We start from the raw sequence: 18,218 nt of genomic DNA on the forward strand, positions 1-18,218 counted from the left end.
GCACCACGGCCGCCGCGTAGACCCAGGCCGCCGCCAGCCCGGCCATGCCGTTCCAGCCGCCGTCGCGGATGTCCAGGATGTTGATGGGGTCGGGCAGATAGCTGTTGCGGTAGCGCCAGACGAAAGCCAGCCGGGCGACCAGCAGCCCGATGATCAGCGCGCGCCACAAGACCGTGGACAGGCGCGCGGCTTCGTCTTGCCGGCGGTTGATCAAACGCGCCGCCACTATCGCGACAAGGCCGGCGACGATCAACACCGCCAGTTCGGTGGGAAATACCAGGGGGCCGATACGGATGGCGGGGCTCATCCGTCGGCCTTGGCGGTCAGCGGGTGTGGCAAGGTAAAGCGGATTCGGGCGCCCGCGATGCGTAGCGCCTGGACGGCGGTGGTGCCGGGCAGCGGCATCGGGCCTTGCGCCACGAAGCCGTGGCCATCGATATCGCGCTGAAGGCGGTCGGCCGCGTCATTCATACCGGAGGATGGCGCCGAGTCAGCCGGGTTGGCCGAGTCAGCCCCGGGCGCGTTCTGCGCCTCTTCGCGGGCGGCGAACAATGCCGCGTAGGGCGCGAAGTCGGGCATGGGCGTAAAGCTGCCTTCCATCACGGCGCCCGTGCCCGTGCTCACCTTTGCCACGCCGATGAGGCGACCGCCGTTGTCCTTGATGTTCAGTTGCATGCCTGTCCTCCGTGTGTATACCGTGGGCTCCGGGTGTTCCGGGTGTTCCGGGTGTTCCGAGTGTTCCCCGCGTTCCCCGCAGCCCAGCCGCTCCAAGCGGCCAAAGCCTAGCATGGCTTGCATTCCTTCCCGGCCCGCGTTGCCGCCTTGACATCTCGTTCCCACACCAATCCTGGCCGCCCCGGGCGCTTTCCGGCACGGTCTTGCAGTAACGCTAAAATGGCGGCTCGCGGCTGACCGGCCAGCCATTCCGGCATTCTTATCCCGGCATTCTTATTCTTACGCTTCGCACACCTGAACCCATGAAAAAACTGACTGCTGTTTTCCTCGTGTCCGCAACCACGATGCTGACCGCCTGCGGCCCCGGCGATGACGCCAAGCCGACCGCGGGCGCCCAAACGCCGGCCGTCGCCAAGAAGGTCGTGGTGGGCCTGGATGACAACTTTCCGCCCATGGGCTTTCGCGACGCCAGCAACCAGATCGTCGGTTTTGACATCGACATGGCCAAGGAAGCCAGCAAGCGCCTGGGCATCGAAGTCGAATTCAAGCCCATCGACTGGAGCGCCAAGGAAGCCGAGTTGAACGGCAAGCGCGTCGACGTCCTCTGGAACGGCCTGACCATCACCGAAGAACGCAAGAAGAACATCAGCTTTACCGCGCCGTACATGGCCAACCACCAGATCATCATCGTGGGCACCGCCTCGCCCATCAAGGTCAAGAACGACCTGGCCGGCAAGACGGTCGGCGCGCAGGACGGCAGCAGCGCCACGGACGCCATCGCCAAGGACCCGGTAGCCGCGCAGATCAAGGACGTGAAGAAGTTCGGCGACAACGTCACCGCGCTGATGGACCTGGCCGCCGGCCGCCTGGATGCCATCGTGGTGGACGAAGTGGTGGGCCGCTATCTGATCAGCAAGCGCGCGGGCGAATACCGTGTGCTGGAAGAGAACTTCGGCACCGAAGACTACGGCGTCGGTGTGCGCAAGGACGACACCGAGCTGCTGGGCAAGCTGGACAAGACGCTGGATTCGATGAAGCAGGACGGCACCGCCGGCCGCATCGCCACCCAGTGGTTCGGCGCCAACATCATCAAGTAAGCGGCGCGCGAACTCTCTTAAATGGACTACGTTCTCTCTCTGTTGGGGCCGATGGCGGAAGGCGCGAAAGTGACCTTGACGCTGTTTTTCATCACCTTGGCCCTGGCAGTGCCGTTGGGATTGGTGCTGGCCCTGGCGCGCATTTCGAAGTGGCCGCTGCTCAGCAACCTGGTCAACGGCTACATCTGGCTCATGCGCGGCACGCCGCTCATGCTGCAAATGCTGTTCATCTACTTCGCGCTGCCGTTCGTGCCGGTGGTGGGCGTGCGGCTGCCCGACTTTCCGGCGGCCGTGGTGGCGTTTGCGCTGAACTACGCCGCGTACTTTGCCGAGATCTTCCGCGCGGGCATCCAGTCGGTGGACCGGGGCCAGTACGAAGGCAGCAAGGTGCTGGGCATGACCTATCTGCAAACGCTGCGCCGCATTGTGTTGCCGCAGATGGTGCAGCGCGTGCTGCCACCCATGAGCAACGAAACCATCACGCTGGTCAAGGACACGTCCCTGATCTACGTGCTGGCGTTGAACGATATCCTGCGCACCGCGCGCGGCATCGTGCAGCGTGATTTCACCACCACGCCGTTCCTCGTGGCCGCCGCCTTTTATCTGCTCATGACGCTTGTCCTGACGTGGTTCTTCCAGCACATGGAAAAGCGCTATGCCAAATATGACCAGTAATCCGCCGCTTCCCGCCGGCGCGCCCGGACCCAGGCCCGTCATGATTCAGGCCACCCACATCACCAAGTCCTTCGGCGCGAACCGCGTGCTGGACAAGGTTTCGTTGACGCTGGGCCAGGGCGAGGTCGTGGCGGTGATCGGCCCGTCCGGCTCCGGCAAGAGCACCTTCCTGCGCTGCCTGAACCACCTTGAAACCATCGACGAAGGCAGTATCGAAGTCGAAGGCGAAGTGATGGCGCGCGCCGTTGACGGCGGCCGCAGCCATTACGCCAGCGACGCCGAGGTGCGGCGCATCTGCCGCAAGATGGGCATGGTGTTCCAGTCGTTCAACCTGTTCCCGCACATGACGGTGCTGCAAAACACCATTGAGGCGCCGATCACCGTCAAGGGCATGACCAAGGCGCAGATCATCCCCAAGGCAGAAGAACTGCTGCGCAAGGTCGGCCTGCTGAACAAGCGCGACAACTATCCCACACGCCTGTCGGGCGGCCAGAAGCAGCGCGTGGCGATCGCCCGCGCGCTGGCGATGGAGCCCGACATCATGCTGTTCGACGAACCGACCTCGGCGCTGGACCCGGAACTGACGGGCGAAGTGCTGCGCACCATGAAGCAGCTGGCCGACGAACGCATGACCATGCTGGTCGTCACGCACGAAATGGGTTTTGCGCGCGAAGTGGCGCATCGCGTCATCTTCATGGACGAAGGCCGCATTGTTGAAGAAGCGCCGTCGGCCGCATTCTTCAGCGCGCCGCAACACGCCCGCAGCCGGGAATTCCTGGCCCACATGCTGTAAGCAAAGCCGGTGCGGGCAGCGCCCCGCGCACCGGTACCGGGAGGGGGGGATGCGTTCCGACATCATGCCGATGCTGCGATTGCGTGGCGTGTATAGCCAACGCCTTGCCCCGGTCAGCCTGGATCTTGCCCGCGGCGAGTGCGGCGCGATTGTGGGCCCGTCGGGTTCAGGCAAGTCGCTGCTGCTGCGCCAGGTCGCGGACCTGGACCCGGGCCATGGCGAGGTCGAACTGGAAGGCAGGCCCCGTTCCAGGATGCGCGGCCATGAATGGCGGCGCCACGTTGTCTATTGCCAGGCCGAGGCGGGGTGGTGGGACGATCACGTCGCGCCGCATTTCACCGACCGCGCGCAGGCGCAAAGCCTGATGCAGCCTCTGGGCCTGGGGCCAGAGAAGCTGGACGCCCTGGTCCACGAGCTATCCACCGGCGAGCGGCAGCGCCTGGCGCTGGTGCGTGCGTTGGCGCTACAGCCGCGCGTGCTGCTGCTGGATGAGTCCACGGCGGCGCTGGACCTGGCCGCCACCGCAACCGTGGAATCCGCGCTGCAACAGTTTCTGGACAATGGCGGCGCCATTCTGATGGTCACGCACAATGCCGAGCAGGCCCGCCGGTTGGCCCGCCGGACCTGGCGCATGACCAATGGCCAGCTGGAGCCGCTATGGACGTAATCCAACTGCAAGCGCTGGACCTGGTCATCGCCTCGTTATTGGTGCTGCTGTGCGCGGCAATCTCGTTCGCCCTGCGGCTGAACCTGCAACGGCAGGTCTTGTGGGCGGCGGTCCGTACCGTGGTGCAGCTGTTGCTGGTCGGCCATATCCTGCGTGTGGTGTTCGCGCATGCCACGCCGGCGCTGACGGCGCTGGTGGTGGCGGTGATGATGGCCCTGGCCGCGCGCGAAGTGGCCGCACGCCCCAAGGCGCGGCTGACCGGGCATGGCAACGGCTGGGTGGGCACGCTGGCGGTGGCGTCCACCACATTGATCACGGCCATGTTCATTTTGAACACGGCGTTGCGGCCGGACCCCTGGTTCGACCCGCGCTACGCCATCGCGCTGGTCGGCATCGTGCTGGGCAGCGTGCTTAACGCCGCCAGCCTGGCGCTGGACGGCATTCTTTCCGGCGTGCGCCGCGAAAAGCTGGCCATCGAGGCGCGGCTGGCCTTGGGCGCCACGCCGCATCAGGCGTTTTCGACGCTGCTGCGCGAATCGGTCCGGCGCGGCATCGTCCCCAGCGTCAACCAGATGTCGGCGGCCGGCATCATCACCTTGCCCGGCATCATGACCGGGCAGATCATCGCGGGCATGGACCCCATCGACGCCGCCAAGTACCAGATTTTGCTGATGTTCCTGCTGTGCGGCGCCAGTGGCATGGCGGCCATGGGCGCCGCCTACGGCGCCATGCGGCGCTTGACCGACGAGCGCGGGCGGCTGCGCCTGGACCGGCTGGTCGCATCAAAGTAAAGCGGGGCAGGGCAGGCTGGACGCGCCGGGCGGCTTGAGGGCCCCGCGCTAAGGCCCAGGGGATGCCTTCGGCAGTAAATAGGGCCGTGTCCGGCCCGGAATTTCATGAGAAATTGACGCACCGGTTTTCATAATGACGGCGATGCGGATTTTTCCGTGCCAGCGTTGGAACGGATTTTCCACCTGTGTCACCCCCCTCGGTCTCATTTCCTGCCGCCCCACATTCCATGCCTGTAGAGCTTCCCCTTGCCGACCCGCGCCACGCCGGGCTGCCCCCGTCTGCCCTGGCGAACGCCGACATTGCCGTCTTGCGCCAGGGCGCCGCTGCCCAGCGCCGCGCCTTGCCGGGCTGGCTGGTCTTGCTGGCACTGGCCGGGTGGTTGGCCGCGTTGGCGTGGGCGCGCTGGCTGACCTTGCCCGACGAAGGCCGCTACGCCGGCGTCGCCTGGGAAATGCTGCGCAGCCATTCGCCCATGGTGCCGTTGCTGGACGGCATGCCGTATTTTCACAAGCCGCCGTTGTATTACTGGCTGGCGCAGATCAGCTACGGCCTGTTCGGGGTCAATGAATTCAGTGCGCGCGTGCCGTCGTTGCTGGGCGCCTGGAGCGCGGGCGCGGGGCTGTATGCGTTCGTGACGCGCTATCGCAATGTGGCGCAGGCGCGCTGGGCCGTCGTGATCCTGGGCTTGATGCCGTTGTTTTTCGGCGCTGCGCAGTTCGCCAACATGGACATGCTGGTCGCCAGCATGATCACGCTGTGCGTGCTGGCCGCTGCCGACACCGCCTTGCGGCGCGCCGACGGCCGGCCCTTTCGCGGCATGTCCATCGCAACCGGTGTGCTGGCCGCGCTGGCCGTGTTGGCCAAGGGGCTGATCGGGCTGGCGCTGCCCGGCGCAATCGTGCTGGCCTGGCTGCTGCTGCGGCGCGACGGGCGGGGCATGCGCGCCTTGCTATGGGTGCCGGCCTTGCTGGCGTTCGCCGTCGTTGCCGTGCCGTGGTTTGCGTTGATGCAGATGAAGTTTCCCGGCTTCTACCATTACTTTTTCGTCTACCAGCACTTTGAACGCTTCGCGCAAAGCGGCTTCAACAACGCGCAGCCGATCTGGTTTTATGTGCCGATCGTGGTGGGCCTTGCCTTGCCATGGTCCATCTGGGGCGCGGCGATTTTCACGCGTGCGTTCTGGCGTGACGCCGATTCGCATGGGCTGCGCCGGCTGATGGCGATCTGGATCGCGGTCGTGATGGTGTTCTTTTCCATCCCGCAATCGAAGCTGATCGGCTATGTGCTGCCGGTATTTCCGCCGCTGGCATTCTTGATCAGTGAACGCATCGCGCCCGCCTGGGCGGCAGGCAAGCGGCGGGGCGCGGGCATTGCCATCTTGGTGGCGGCGGTGATCTGCCTGGGCGCGATCATCGCGGCATCCAACAACCCGCGCGGCAGCGCCGGCCCCACCATGACAGACCTGCGCGGCGAAATGCGGCCGCAAGACACGCAAGTCGCCTTGCACGCCTTGCCGTTCGATCTGGGGTTCTACACGAAGGCGTCCGACGCTTCCTGGATTGTCGATAACTGGAACGACCCCGAGATTCCCACGCGCGACAACTGGCGCAAGGAACTGTACGACGCCGCGCAGTTCGACCCCGTTGTCGGCAAGCGCGTATTGATTCAGAACGAAGATTTGACCGCGCGGCTTTGCGCGTCGGCTGACGGCACGCGTTTCTGGATCTGGGGCCGCGACGACGACGCCGGTCGCTATCCCGCGCTGGGCGGCGTGGCGCCGCGCCTGCCGGGTGCTACGCGCGCGGTGTGGCGGCTGGATATCGATACCGCTTTCCGCCAACGGATGTGCGGCGGCGCGCGCTGATCCGATACGCGCGATACGCGCGATACGCCCGATACGACAGCCGTTCGCCCATAAAAAAAGCCGGCAGCCTTTCAAGGGCTGCCGGCTTTTTTGCGCCGGCGGCAAGCGCCGCCGGGCGGTGACGCTTAGCCGATCGAGGCCAGCACCTGGTTCAGCGTGGCGCTGGGGCGCATGGCCTGGCTGGCCAGCGCTTCGTTGGGCTGGTAATAGCCGCCGATATCCACCGGCTTGCCCTGCGCAGCCTTCAGTTCTTCGACGATCTTGCCTTCGTTTTCAGCAAAGGCGCCCGCCGCGCCGGCGAACTGCGCGGCCAGCGCGCGGTCGTCGGTTTGCGCGGCCACGGCCTGGGCCCAGTACATGGCCAGGTAGAAGTGGCTGCCACGGTTGTCCAGGCCGCCGACCTTGCGGTCCGGCGACTTGTTTTCGTCCAGGAACTTGGCGGTTGCCTGATCCAGCGTCTTGGCCAGGATCTGGGCAGTCGGGTTCTTGTACGCGCGGCCCAGGTGGTCCAGGGATTCAGCCAGGGCCATGAATTCGCCCAGCGAATCCCAGCGCAGGAAGCCTTCTTCCAGGAACTGTTGCACGTGCTTGGGGGCCGAGCCGCCCGCGCCCGTTTCGAACAGGCCGCCACCGGCAACCAGCGGAACGATCGACAGCATCTTGGCGCTGGTGCCCAGCTCCATGATGGGGAACAGGTCGGTCAGGTAGTCGCGCAGCACGTTGCCGGTGACCGAGATGGTGTCCAGGCCTTCGCGGATGCGCTTGACCGAGAACTTGGTCGCTTCCACCGGGTTCAGGATGCGCAGGTCCAGGCCGCTGGTGTCGTGATCGTTCAGGTACTGCTTGACCTTGGCGATGACCTGGGCGTCGTGGGCGCGCTTTTCGTCCAGCCAGAAAACGGCCGGCGTCTTGCTGGCGCGGGCACGGGTAACGGCCAGCTTGACCCAGTCCTGAATGGCGGCGTCCTTGGTTTGGCACATGCGCCACAGGTCGCCCGCTTCAACGGCTTGTTCCAGCAAAACCTTGCCCGACGCGTCGGTGACGCGCACGGTGCCCGATGCCGGGACCACGAAGGTCTTGTTGTGCGAACCGTATTCTTCGGCGGCTTGCGCCATCAGGCCGACGTTGGGCACGCTGCCCATCGTGACCGGATTGAAGGCGCCGTTCTTTTTGCAGTCGTCGATGACGGCCTGGTAGACGCCCGCGTAGCTGCGGTCGGGAATGACGGCCTTGGTGTCTTGCAGCTGCCCTTCGGCGTTCCACATCTTGCCCGAGTCGCGGATCATGGCCGGCATGGACGCATCGACGATGACGTCGCTGGGAACGTGCAGGTTGGTGATGCCCTTGTCGGAATTGACCATCGCCAGTTGCGGCAGGGTCTTGTAGGCGGCGTCGATGTCGGCGGTGATCGCGGCTTGCTGGTCAGCGGGCAGCGATTGGATCTTGGCGTACAGGTCACCAATGCCGTTGTTGGGGTCGAAACCGGCTTGCTTGAGCACGGCGGCGTGCTTGGCCAGCACGTCTTTGTAGAACACGGACACCACGTGGCCGAAGATGACCGGGTCGGACACCTTCATCATCGTGGCCTTCAGGTGCACCGAGAACAGCACGCCGGTGGCCTTGGCGTCGTCGATCTGGGCTTGCAGGAACGACTTGAGCTTGGCGGTCGACAGCACGGCGGCGTCGATGATCTCGCCGGCCTTGACCGGGGTCTTTTCCTTCAGGACCGTCTTGCTGCCGTCAGCGGCGGTCAGTTCGATCTTGACGTCGCCGGCGTCGGCGATCAGCGCCGACTTTTCGGTGCCGTAGAAGTCGCCGTCGGACATGTGGGCCACGTGCGACTTCGAATCAGCCGACCAGGCACCCATCTTGTGCGGGTGCTTGCGGGCGTAGTTCTTCACCGACAGGGGGGCGCGGCGGTCGGAATTGCCTTCGCGCAGCACCGGGTTCACGGCGCTGCCCTTGACCTTGTCGTAGCGCGCTTTCACGTCGCGTTCGGTGTCGTTGGCGGGAGCGTCCGGGTAGTCGGGCAGCTTGTAGCCCTGGTCTTGCAATTCCTTGATGGCCGCTTTCAGCTGGGGCATCGAGGCGCTGATGTTGGGCAGCTTGATGATGTTGGCTTCGGGCTTGACGGCCAGCGCGCCCAGTTCGGCCAGGGCGTCGGACAGCTTCTGGCTGTCTTCCAGATAATCCGGGAACAGGGCGATGATGCGGCCGGCCAGGGAGATGTCGCGCGTTTCCACCGTGACGCCCGCGGGCTTGGCGAATGCCTGGACGATGGGCAGCAGCGAACGGGTTGCAAGCGCCGGCGCTTCATCGGTGAGGGTATAGATAATCTTCGGAGTAAGAGACATGATCCTTGAATCTGTTCGGCGCATAGCGCTTTCGGCGCAAACCCGAACATGCTAAGCGGCGTACGCCGGTAGATGTTGTCGAGAGTGGGTTCGTATGGGCAGATGCGAAGCAGGCTCCGGATCCACGCAAATTGGCGGTTGCCCGTCCTTTATTAATGATCCGTTTTGACCGGTCATTCTGGAAGGTGCGAACTGCCACGAAGCCGGTATTGTAATACCGCGACACGCTTGACGCGCAGGGAAATCACGGATAAAGACTGCGTTATGGGCTCGATATCGCACCAATACGGCCAGGATATGGCGCAAGGCCCCGGGCCGGTAATCCCGGCACCGCAACGCCGGCATCGGCGGCCGCCCCGCGATTTGACAAATTCGCGCGCCCGGCGCAAGCTTTGCGCCATGAATTTCCCCGCCGTCCGCATTGCGCTGATTATTACCATCATTCCGAAAATGGTGGGTTAGCGCGCGACCGCAACAGTCACAGCCACCCGCCCCACGAGGCGGGTTTTTTGTGGCCGCCTCTGCCGGGCAAGTCTTCCCAACGCAGAGAACCCCCATGCAAACCGCTACCCCCGACACCGCATTCCAGCACGGCAACGCCTCGCCCATGGAATACCTGCGCCAGATTCTGACGGCCCGGGTCTACGACATTGCCCGCGAGACCGAGCTGGACCTGGCGCGCGGCCTGTCGACGCGGCTGAACAATACGGTCCACCTGAAGCGCGAAGACAACCAGCCGGTTTTTTCCTTCAAGGTGCGCGGCGCCTACAACAAGATGCGCAACACGCCGCAGGCCGCCTTGGACCGCGGCGTGATCACCGCGTCGGCCGGCAACCATGCGCAGGGCGTGGCCATTTCGGCGGCGCGGCTGGGCGTGCGCGCCATCATCGTGGTGCCGCAAACCGCGCCCCAGGTGAAAGTGGACGCGGTGCGCGCGCACGGCGGGCAGACCGTCACGGTGGTGCAGGCCGGCGATTCCTATAGCGACGCCTACGCCCACGCGCAGACGCTGGCGCAGCAGCACGACATGACTTTCGTGCCCGCGTTTGACGACCCCTATGTCATCGCCGGGCAGGGCACCGTCGGCATGGAAATCCTGCGCCAGCACGCCGGCCCGCTGCACGCGGTGTTTGTCCCCATTGGCGGCGGCAGCCTGGCGGCGGGCGTGTCGGCCTATGTGAAGGCAGTGGACCCGTCGGTCAAGGTGATCGGCGTGCAGACCGAGGATTCCTGCGCGATGGCGCGGTCCATCAAGGCCGGCGAACGCGTCAACCTGGCTGAAGTCGGCCTGTTTTCCGACGGCACGGCGGTCAAGCTGGTGGGCGAGGAAACCTTCCGCCTGTGCCGCCAATACCTGGACGAAATCATCCTGGTGAACACCGACGCGGTGTGCGCCGCGATCAAGGACGTGTTCCTGGATACGCGCAGCGTGCTGGAGCCGGCGGGCGCGCTGGCGGTGGCGGGGCTGAAGCAATACGTTGAACGCGAAAACGCGCAGGGGCTGTCGATGGTGGCCGTGACGTCGGGCGCCAACATGAACTTCGACCGCATGCGCTTCGTGGCCGACCGCGCCGAAGTCGGCGAGGCGCGCGAAGCCGTGTTTGCCGTGACCGTGCCCGAGGAACGCGGCAGCTTCCGCCGGTTCTGCCGCGTGTTGGGGCAGCGCAGCGTCACGGAATTCAACTACCGGATCGCCGACGCGCACACCGCGCACATCTTTGTCAGCATGCAGATCACGCGGCGCGGCGATGCCGCCGACATCATGGCTGCGTTGCAAGAGCAGGGGTTTTCGGTCAGTGACCTGACGCACAACGAAGTGTCCAAGCAGCACATCCGCTACATGGTTGGCGGCCGTTCGCCGTTGGCGGGCGGCGAGCGGTTGTTCCGATTCGAATTTCCGGAACGTCCCGGCGCGCTGATGAAGTTCCTGTCCGAGATGGCGCCCAACTGGAATATCAGCCTGTTCCACTATCGCAACCAGGGCGCGGATTTCAGCTCTGCGCTGGTAGGCATCCAGGCCCCGCTGGCCGACAGCGCGGCGCTGGACGCCTTTCTGCTGCAACTGGGCTATGCGCATTTTGAGAAAACGGACAACGAGGCGTATCGGCAGTTTTTGATCTGAGGCGGGTAGGGCACGCGGCAGGTGCGAAGCGCTGCCGGGCCACCCTTCACGGCAACAGGGGCCGGGCCTTTGGCCACGCGGCGGCATCAACCCCGTTTGCAGTTCGGCTTGGGCGGCAAGGTCACGCCGGGTTTCAGCTGCAACGTGGCGCGGCCCCCCGTCTGCGTCAATTGCAGCGTGGCCGCGCGCCAGGCGGGCACGTCGTCAAACAGAACGTCGCGCTTGGTCGAGGACGGATATAGCGGATCCGGCTGATTAAATTCGATGGCGGGCAGGGCGGCGCACGAGTCCTTCACATCCAGGCGCGCCAGCTCCTGGCCGGTGGACAAACGCACCGCGCGAAACGCCAGCGGCGTGTCCACGAATTTGACGACTTCCGGCACGATACGCATGTCGCCCTGTGCGTCCTTGATGCGCGTTGCCGGCTCCACCACCACCACATCGCGGCCGGGCGGAATGGCCAGGTAGACCACGTCGCCATCCACGTCCAGCAGCTTGCCCGCGCCCAGGTTGATGACCCCGGGGCGCGTCGCTCCCGCACCCGTTGCACCGGGCGCGGACCCGCCGGGCTTGACCAAGCGTTGCGCAGGCGCGAGCGAGGCGTGCCGGATCATCACCGTTTCGGCCCACGCGGTTTCCACGCGCGTCCAGCCCGGCAGGCGCGCGTCTTCAAAGCGCGTGCCACTGGGTTTGTCGCGATCAGGCTGGCGGGACAAGGCCAGCCGGTTCACCCGCAGCGCACCGTTGACCACTTGCAAGTGCGCCAGCGCCGCATCGGCGCTGGAGCTGGTGAAGTAGGCCAGCACCGCGTCCGTTTCCAACGCTCGCGCGCTGGCCGCGCAGAAGAACGCGTTGGCGGCCATGTTGCGGCCGTCGGGGTAAAGCAGCTTGCCGACGTCTTTGCCGCACAGCTTGTTGCCCTGGAACGAAATGGTGGTGCTGCGCGTGTTCTGGCGCTGGCCGGTGTTCCAGTCCCGCTGGCCGCCGGTAGTGATGTCGACGACCAGGCCATGGTTGTCGTAGATCACGGCGGCGCCGGCCGGCGCGGCAAGCAGGCTGAAAAAAAACGCCATGATGCGGCTTCTCGTCATTCGGCAGGTTCCCTGGATGGCGTGCATGGTGACGCGTACCGGGGTGACTATATACCGCCTTCGATCCGGCGCCCGCGATCCCTGCCCCGGGTTTGCCACCTTCAGCCCGGCATCGTCCCGGCCGCTTACGCCGATAGCCAGCTGCCGTCGCCTTCGATCAGCGTGCCGCCGTGGCTGGTGGTATCGCCTTGGCGAGCCACCGGCTGTCCTTCCACTTTGGCCACTGCCGACCCGGTGACGATCACCGCCCCGCAACTGATGCGATCCCCCACCCGCGCGATCGGCCGGCCATTGACGGCGGCGCTGGACGCTCCGCTGACAATGGTGCCCGGGCCATGGATGGGGCAGGAATGTGCGTGGCCGACTAGGGCGATGGGAGTCATGAATATTCCAGGTGGAAATCGATAAAGGGCGCAGTCAAACGGTGTCGCGGGGAGTTACCCGGGGCCGTGTGCGGCGGGTCAATGAAAACTTGGGCCGTGGCGGCGGCGAACCGGGCTGCACAACCCATCGATGCGTGTTTTCCAACAATGCCGCACGAACGTCCGGCGGGTAGTCGTCGATGGTGGTCAACGGCGGGGTCGGCTTGCCGGGCAAGCCGGCTTCCCGAATGAATTTTGGCCAACGCGGACGCCAGCACAACATGAGCGACACCCCATGCGCCAGACCGATAACCAGCAGGGCCGGAGAGATCAATAGCATTCCAAGCCACGTCAACGGGCCGCTGTGACGCAGGTACGGGCCCAACGCCTCGAACTGCGCCGCGAAGGCGGCCCAAGGCAAGGGCAGGTGCGAACTCAGGCGCGGCGGGGATACCGCATCCGGACCGCCTTCATCCATGTAGCGCCGGATGTATTCCCATTCGGCTTTCATATCGAATTCGCTGACGCTTTTCTTGCCGACGAAAACCATGTTGGGGAAGGGCAGTGGGGAGTAGGGCGGGTACCAGCCAACGACAAGGTTCACGCCGGGGACTGCATTGTGATGGATGTCGTCCCAGGGCAGCACGGCGACACCGCCGCAACTCGGCGGGCGGTGCAGGTAGACCTGGCGGGTGATGCGGTTGAAGCGGATGAGCAGGTGGCGGGACGTGAAGGATTCCAGGCGGGTGAAGCGGAAGAGGTATTTGAAGTAGATGTAGAGCAGACCGACTCCCTGCACGGTAACCAGCATCAAATGCAGCGTGCGCGCAATGCCCCAGGGATTTTTGCCAAAGTCGTGCTTGCCCTGTAGTGGCGGAAAATCGGCGGCAAGGTGGGGCGGTAGCGGCGGCGCCAGGGCATCCAGGCCCGGGCCGGCGTCGGTCACAACGGCATGGCGCAGGGGCAGGATGGCGACTTCGATCTTGCACGCAACCACGGCGCTGGGGCCCGCGTCGCCGCGCGTGTTGTCGGCAATGCGAAGGATCTGGGGCAGCAGCGATTCCAGACTGGGTTCGGTCGTCATGGTCGAAGCGGGAACAGCCGCTACAGGAAGGCGTGAAACCCACCATGTTCCCTTGCTTGCAGGCGTGTATCTATAGGAGGGTTACGAAATCGTGGCCAATCAGTGCTACGCGGCCCCTTCGTGATTTTTCCAGCCTCCCCATCGCCCGAATCGCCCTTGCAACCCACTTGCACCGTTCGCGGCGAGGGCCGCGCACCTGCCCAAAAAAATGCCGTCCTTCAAGGGCGGCATATCAAGCCTGATCCGCATCGCCGCCATTCAGTTCGATGACGGCGGCGGCGCCTCAGTGCAATATCTGGCTCAGGAACAGCTGTGTCCGCTCGTTCTGCGGGTTATCGAAGAACGCGTCCGGGTTGTTCTGCTCGATGATTTCGCCCCGGTCCATGAAGATCACGCGATTGGCGACCTTGCGGGCGAAGCCCATTTCGTGCGTCACGCAGATCATCGTCATGCCGCTTTCCTGGGCCAGCGTCACCATCACGTCCAGCACTTCCTTGACCATTTCCGGGTCCAGCGCCGACGTGGGCTCGTCGAACAACATGACTTTCGGGTTCATGCACAAGGACCGCGCAATCGCCACGCGCTGCTGCTGGCCGCCGGACAGCTGGCCCGGAAACTTTCTGGCCTGATCCGGAATGCGTACGCGTTCCAGGTATTTCATCGCCGTGGCTTCGGCCTGCGCGCGCGGCTGTTTCAGCACCCACATGGGTCCCAGCGTCAGGTTTTCCAGCACGGTCAGGTGCGGGAACAGGTTGAAATGCTGGAACACCATGCCCACTTCTCGGCGGATGGTCTCGATGTGCTTCAAGTCGTTGGTCAGTTCGGTGCCGTCCACAATGATCTGCCCCTGCTGGTGTTCTTCCAGCCGGTTGATGCAGCGGATCATGGTGGACTTGCCCGAGCCCGACGGGCCGCATACCACGATGCGTTCACCGGGTGCCACGTCCAGGTTGATGTTGCGCAGCACGTGGAACTGGCCGTACCACTTGTTCACGCCCTGCAATCGAATAATGGAATCCGACATGCTTGGTCTCCGTAAGGTTTACCGGGATCGACGCGGCGCCATCAGCGCGCGTGCCCGGTGGCCAGGCGCTTTTCCAGCGCTTGACTGTATTTGGACATGGAATAGCAAAAGACGAAGTAGATCAGCGAGATAAAGAGATAAGCCTCTACCCCGAACCCCCGCCATGCCGCGTCGGACAAGGCCGCCTTGGCCGCCAGCGTCAAATCGAAAATGCCGATGATGACAACCAGCGACGTGTCCTTGAACAGGCTGATGAAGATGCCGACCAGGGGCGGAATCACGATCTTCAGCGCTTGCGGCAGGATGATCTTGCGCATCTGCTGCCAGTAATTCAGGCCCAGCGAATCGGCGCCTTCATACTGCCCCTTCGGGATTGCCTGCAAGCCGCCGCGCACGGTTTCCGCGATGTAGGCGGCGGCGAACATGATGATGGCGATCTGCGCGCGCAACAGCTTGTCGATGGTGAAGCCTTCGGGCAGGAACAGGGGCAGCATCACCGACGACATGAACAACAAACTGATCAGCGGCACGCCCCGTATCAGTTCGATGTACACGACGCACAGCGCCTTGATGGCGGGCATTTTCGAACGCCGACCCAGCGCCAGCATCACGCCGATGGGAAAGGCAAACGCAATGCCGAACGTGGCCAGGATCAGCGTCAGCGGCAGGCCGCCCCAGCGCGAGTTCTCGACATAGGTCAGGCCGAACACGCCGCCCCACATCAACAGTGCCACGGCCGTCAGGCCACCCGTCCAGATCAGCGCCAGCTTGCCGTTCCAGAAACGCCGCATGCCGCTGCACGCGATCACGCCAACCAGGATCAGCGTCGCGATCAGCGGCCGCCATTGCTCGTCGAACGGATAGGTGCCGAACAGAATCAGCCGATGCTTCTCAGCGATGAACGCCCAGCAGGCGCCGCCGACGGAAGCGCGGCACTCCATGGCGTTGGTGGCGGTGAAGTTGGCTTTCAGAAAAGCCCATTCCACCAGCGCCGGCAGCGACATCAGCAAAAACCACGCCAGCAGTACCGTGATCAGGATGTTCAGCGGCGACGAAAACAGGCGCGACCGTACCCAGGCCCATGCGCCCACCTGGGTGCTGGGCGGGGGCAGGGCGTCGGTGAAGGAATGCGTAGTGCTGCTCATATCAACGCTCCACCAGCGCGATGCGCTTGTTGTACCAATTCATGAATATCGAAATCGACAGGCTGACCGTCAGGTAGGCGCCCATGATGATGAGGATGCCTTCGATGGCCTGGCCCGTCTGGTTCAGCGTGGTGTTCACGACCGACACGATGTCCGGATAGCCGATGGCGACCGCCAGCGAACTGTTCTTCAGCAGGTTCAGGTATTGGCTGGTCATTGGCGGAATGATCACGCGCAAGGCCTGCGGCAGCACGACCAGCCGCAGCACTTTCGCGCGTGGCAAGCCCAGCGAACCGGCCGCTTCCCACTGGCCGTTGTTGACCGCCTGGATGCCAGAACGCACCACTTCGGCGATGAACGCCGAGGTGTAGACGGTCAGGCCCAGGAACAGGGCGACGAATTCCGGCGACAGCGTCAGCCCGCCAACGAAGTTGAAGCCCTTCAATGCCGGCATGTCCAACGTCAGCGATGCACCGCCCGCCAACCAACCCGCCAAGGGCAAACCGATCAGCAAGCCGATGGCGGCGCGGCCTAGCGGAAACGCGCGCCCCGTGGCCTCCTGGCGCTTGGTGGCCCAGTGGCCCAGGAACAAAATCGCCACGATCGCCAGCGCCAGGCCGCCCAGCACCCAGTCCAGCGACGTGCCTTCCAGGCCGGGCACTTTCAGGCCCCGGTTGGAAATGAACACGCCCGGCAAGGGGTTGTGCGCCTGGCGCGGGCCGGGCATGTTTTCGGTGATCAGCGCGTACCAGAAGAACAGTTGCAGCAAGAGCGGCACGTTGCGCATTACCTCGACATACACCGAGGTGATTTTCTTGACGAGCCAGTTCTTCGACAGGCGGCCGACGCCGATGAAAACGCCCAGTATCGTCGCGGCGACCAAAGCCAGCAGGCCCACGCGCAGCGTGTTCAACACGCCCACGAAGATGGCGCGGCCATAGGTGTCCGCCGGGCCGTAGGCAATGACGGATTCGCCAATCGCAAAGCCCGCCTCGCGGTCCAGGAAGCCGAAGCCCGTGGCGATGTTGCGCATCGACAGGTTGTGCAGTGTGTTGTGCACCAGGAACCAGACGCCGGCCCCAACCAAAGTCAGGGCCAGCACCTGGTAGACCAGCGCGCGGGTGGCCGGGTCGTTCCAAGAAACCCGGTGCGCGGGCCGCGGCACCGGGGACTGCGCAAAGTGCTTGGCCACGACTTAGTCCGCCATCAAGACTTTGATGGCCGCTTCCAAGCGGTCCATGCCTTGTTCGATGACTTCGGTGGACGTCGCGAACGAGAAGCGCACGTAGGGCGACAAGCCGTACGAACCGCCGTCGATGACGGCGACGCCGGCTTCGCGCAGGAAGAACAGGCTGACGTCCAGGTCCGTCTTCAGTTCGCCGGCCGGGCCGGTGCGGCCGATCATGCCCTGCACGTTGGCGTACACGTAGAAGGCGCCGTCGGGCATCGCGCACGAGATGCCGGGAATGGCGTTCAGGCGGCGCACGATCAGGTCGCGGCGTGCCTTGAAGATGTCCACCATCTGCGTCACGCTGGATTGGTCGCCTTCCAGGGCGGCCTGCGCGGCCACTTGCGAGATCGCGCTGGGGCAGGACGTGCTTTGCGACATGACGGTGCTCATGGCCTTGATCAACTCGGCCGGGCCGGCGCCGTAGCCGACACGCCAGCCCGTCATGGCGTAGGACTTGGACATCCCGTTGACGATCAGCGTGCGCGGAATCAGGCGCGGCTCGACCTGCACGGGCGAGGCATGCGCCTGGCCGCTATAGCAGAAGGGCGCGTAGATTTCGTCGCTAAGAATCCAGACGCGCGGATGGCGCACCAGCAGGTCGGTCAGCGCGCGCAGTTCGGCGGCGCTGTAGACGGCGCCGCTGGGGTTGCTGGGCGAATTCAGGATCAACCAGCGCGTGCGCGGCGTGATGGCGGCTTCCAGCGTGGCGGCGTCCAGCTTGAAGCCTTGCGATTCCGGGCCGGTCACAACCACGGGCTTGCCTTCGTTCAGCAGCACCATGTCCGGGTAAGACACCCAGTACGGCGCGCACACGATCACTTCGTCGCCCGGTTCCAGGCTGGCCGTCAACGCGGCGCCGATGATCTGCTTGGCGCCCGCGCCCACAGTGATCTGGTCCATGCCGTAGGACACCCCCAAGCCCAGTTGCAGGCTGTTGGCGATGGCGCGGCGCAGGCCCACGGTGCCGTTCGGGCTGGTGTAGCGGATGTCGCCGCTGGCAATGGCGTCCTGGCCGGCGCGCGCGATGTGGGCGGGCGTGGGCATGTCGGGCTCACCCAAGGTGAAGTCGGCGATCTCGCGGCCCTGGCGGCGCAGTTCGTCGACGACGATCTTGGCGGCCATGCTGGGCGAGGGTTTGATCTGTTTCAGGCGGGCGTTGACGATGCTGTTCATGTTTACAACGTAAAAAGGGCAAACTAGGCCGTGCGATGGCCGGGCTTGCGGGTAAAGAGAAAAGCGGGG

The 18,218-nt window shown here is 64.7% G+C and carries 17 protein-coding genes; 7 read left to right on the top strand and 10 right to left on the bottom strand.

Features of this window, described 5'->3' with window-relative positions; all coding sequences use genetic code 11:
• A partial coding sequence (locus tag ACNPP0_RS06785; protein ID WP_448705389.1) for a prolipoprotein diacylglyceryl transferase family protein occupies positions 1-307 on the bottom strand: 307 nt, incomplete at its 3' end.
• Entirely contained in the window at positions 304-675 is a 372-nt protein-coding gene (locus tag ACNPP0_RS06790; protein ID WP_448705390.1) for a hypothetical protein, read from the bottom strand. The genes ACNPP0_RS06785 and ACNPP0_RS06790, both read right to left, overlap by 4 nt.
• Positions 676-977: 302 nt before the next feature.
• Between ACNPP0_RS06790 and ACNPP0_RS06795 the strand changes: the two genes are divergently transcribed.
• From ACNPP0_RS06795 to ACNPP0_RS06820, 6 genes are all read left to right on the top strand, one after another.
• Positions 978-1,772 (top strand): amino acid ABC transporter substrate-binding protein, encoded by a 795-nt coding sequence (locus tag ACNPP0_RS06795; protein ID WP_332608289.1) that lies wholly within the window; start codon positions 978-980, stop codon positions 1,770-1,772.
• A 21-nt stretch (positions 1,773-1,793) separates the two neighbouring features.
• Positions 1,794-2,447, top strand: coding sequence for an amino acid ABC transporter permease (locus ACNPP0_RS06800; RefSeq protein ID WP_006219374.1), 654 nt, complete (start codon positions 1,794-1,796; stop codon positions 2,445-2,447).
• Positions 2,448-2,487: 40 nt separating this feature from the next.
• The gene (locus tag ACNPP0_RS06805) at positions 2,488-3,240 is read left to right on the top strand and encodes an amino acid ABC transporter ATP-binding protein (protein WP_448705391.1); all 753 of its coding nucleotides are present in this window, start codon (positions 2,488-2,490) and stop codon (positions 3,238-3,240) included.
• Positions 3,241-3,289: 49 nt separating this feature from the next.
• Entirely contained in the window at positions 3,290-3,907 is a 618-nt protein-coding gene (locus ACNPP0_RS06810) for an ABC transporter ATP-binding protein (protein WP_448705393.1), read from the top strand.
• A complete protein-coding gene (locus ACNPP0_RS06815; RefSeq protein ID WP_332608286.1) occupies positions 3,898-4,698 on the top strand; it encodes an ABC transporter permease in 801 nt (266 codons plus the stop codon). Before ACNPP0_RS06810 ends, ACNPP0_RS06815 begins: the two co-directional genes overlap by 10 nt.
• A gap of 227 nt (positions 4,699-4,925) precedes the next feature.
• Entirely contained in the window at positions 4,926-6,563 is a 1,638-nt protein-coding gene (locus ACNPP0_RS06820; protein WP_448705394.1) for an ArnT family glycosyltransferase, read from the top strand.
• A 125-nt stretch (positions 6,564-6,688) separates the two neighbouring features.
• Here ACNPP0_RS06820 and ACNPP0_RS06825 read toward each other — a convergent pair whose 3' ends face one another.
• A complete protein-coding gene (locus tag ACNPP0_RS06825; protein ID WP_448705395.1) occupies positions 6,689-8,917 on the bottom strand; it encodes an NADP-dependent isocitrate dehydrogenase in 2,229 nt (742 codons plus the stop codon).
• Positions 8,918-9,473: 556 nt separating this feature from the next.
• On the opposite strand from ACNPP0_RS06825, the gene ilvA reads away from it, so the two are divergent.
• On the top strand, positions 9,474-11,039 hold the full coding sequence (gene ilvA, locus ACNPP0_RS06830) for a threonine ammonia-lyase, biosynthetic (RefSeq protein WP_448705396.1): 1,566 nt from the start codon (positions 9,474-9,476) through the stop codon (positions 11,037-11,039).
• A gap of 86 nt (positions 11,040-11,125) precedes the next feature.
• Here the strand turns inward: ilvA and ACNPP0_RS06835 are convergent, their stop codons facing one another.
• The 7 genes from ACNPP0_RS06835 to ACNPP0_RS06865 all read right to left on the bottom strand — a co-directional run bounded on the left by ACNPP0_RS06835 (position 11,126) and on the right by ACNPP0_RS06865 (position 18,149).
• On the bottom strand, positions 11,126-12,112 hold the full coding sequence (locus ACNPP0_RS06835) for a hypothetical protein (protein WP_448705397.1): 987 nt from the start codon (positions 12,110-12,112) through the stop codon (positions 11,126-11,128).
• Between the two features lie 143 nt (positions 12,113-12,255).
• Entirely contained in the window at positions 12,256-12,513 is a 258-nt protein-coding gene (locus ACNPP0_RS06840) for a PAAR domain-containing protein (RefSeq protein ID WP_219990216.1), read from the bottom strand.
• A 34-nt stretch (positions 12,514-12,547) separates the two neighbouring features.
• The gene (locus tag ACNPP0_RS06845) at positions 12,548-13,576 is read right to left on the bottom strand and encodes a hypothetical protein (protein ID WP_448705398.1); all 1,029 of its coding nucleotides are present in this window, start codon (positions 13,574-13,576) and stop codon (positions 12,548-12,550) included.
• A 283-nt stretch (positions 13,577-13,859) separates the two neighbouring features.
• Positions 13,860-14,600: an amino acid ABC transporter ATP-binding protein gene (locus ACNPP0_RS06850; RefSeq protein WP_448705399.1), complete on the bottom strand. Its 741-nt coding sequence runs from the start codon at positions 14,598-14,600 to the stop codon at positions 13,860-13,862.
• A 41-nt stretch (positions 14,601-14,641) separates the two neighbouring features.
• Positions 14,642-15,745, bottom strand: coding sequence for an amino acid ABC transporter permease (locus ACNPP0_RS06855; RefSeq protein WP_332608278.1), 1,104 nt, complete (start codon positions 15,743-15,745; stop codon positions 14,642-14,644).
• Between the two features lies 1 nt (position 15,746).
• On the bottom strand, positions 15,747-16,910 hold the full coding sequence (locus ACNPP0_RS06860; RefSeq protein ID WP_448705442.1) for an amino acid ABC transporter permease: 1,164 nt from the start codon (positions 16,908-16,910) through the stop codon (positions 15,747-15,749).
• A gap of 30 nt (positions 16,911-16,940) precedes the next feature.
• Positions 16,941-18,149, bottom strand: a complete 1,209-nt coding sequence (locus tag ACNPP0_RS06865) for an aminotransferase class I/II-fold pyridoxal phosphate-dependent enzyme (protein ID WP_448705400.1) — start codon at positions 18,147-18,149, stop codon at positions 16,941-16,943.
• Positions 18,150-18,218 lie beyond the last annotated feature (69 nt).

It is taken from the genome of Achromobacter semiaridum (assembly GCF_053543755.1).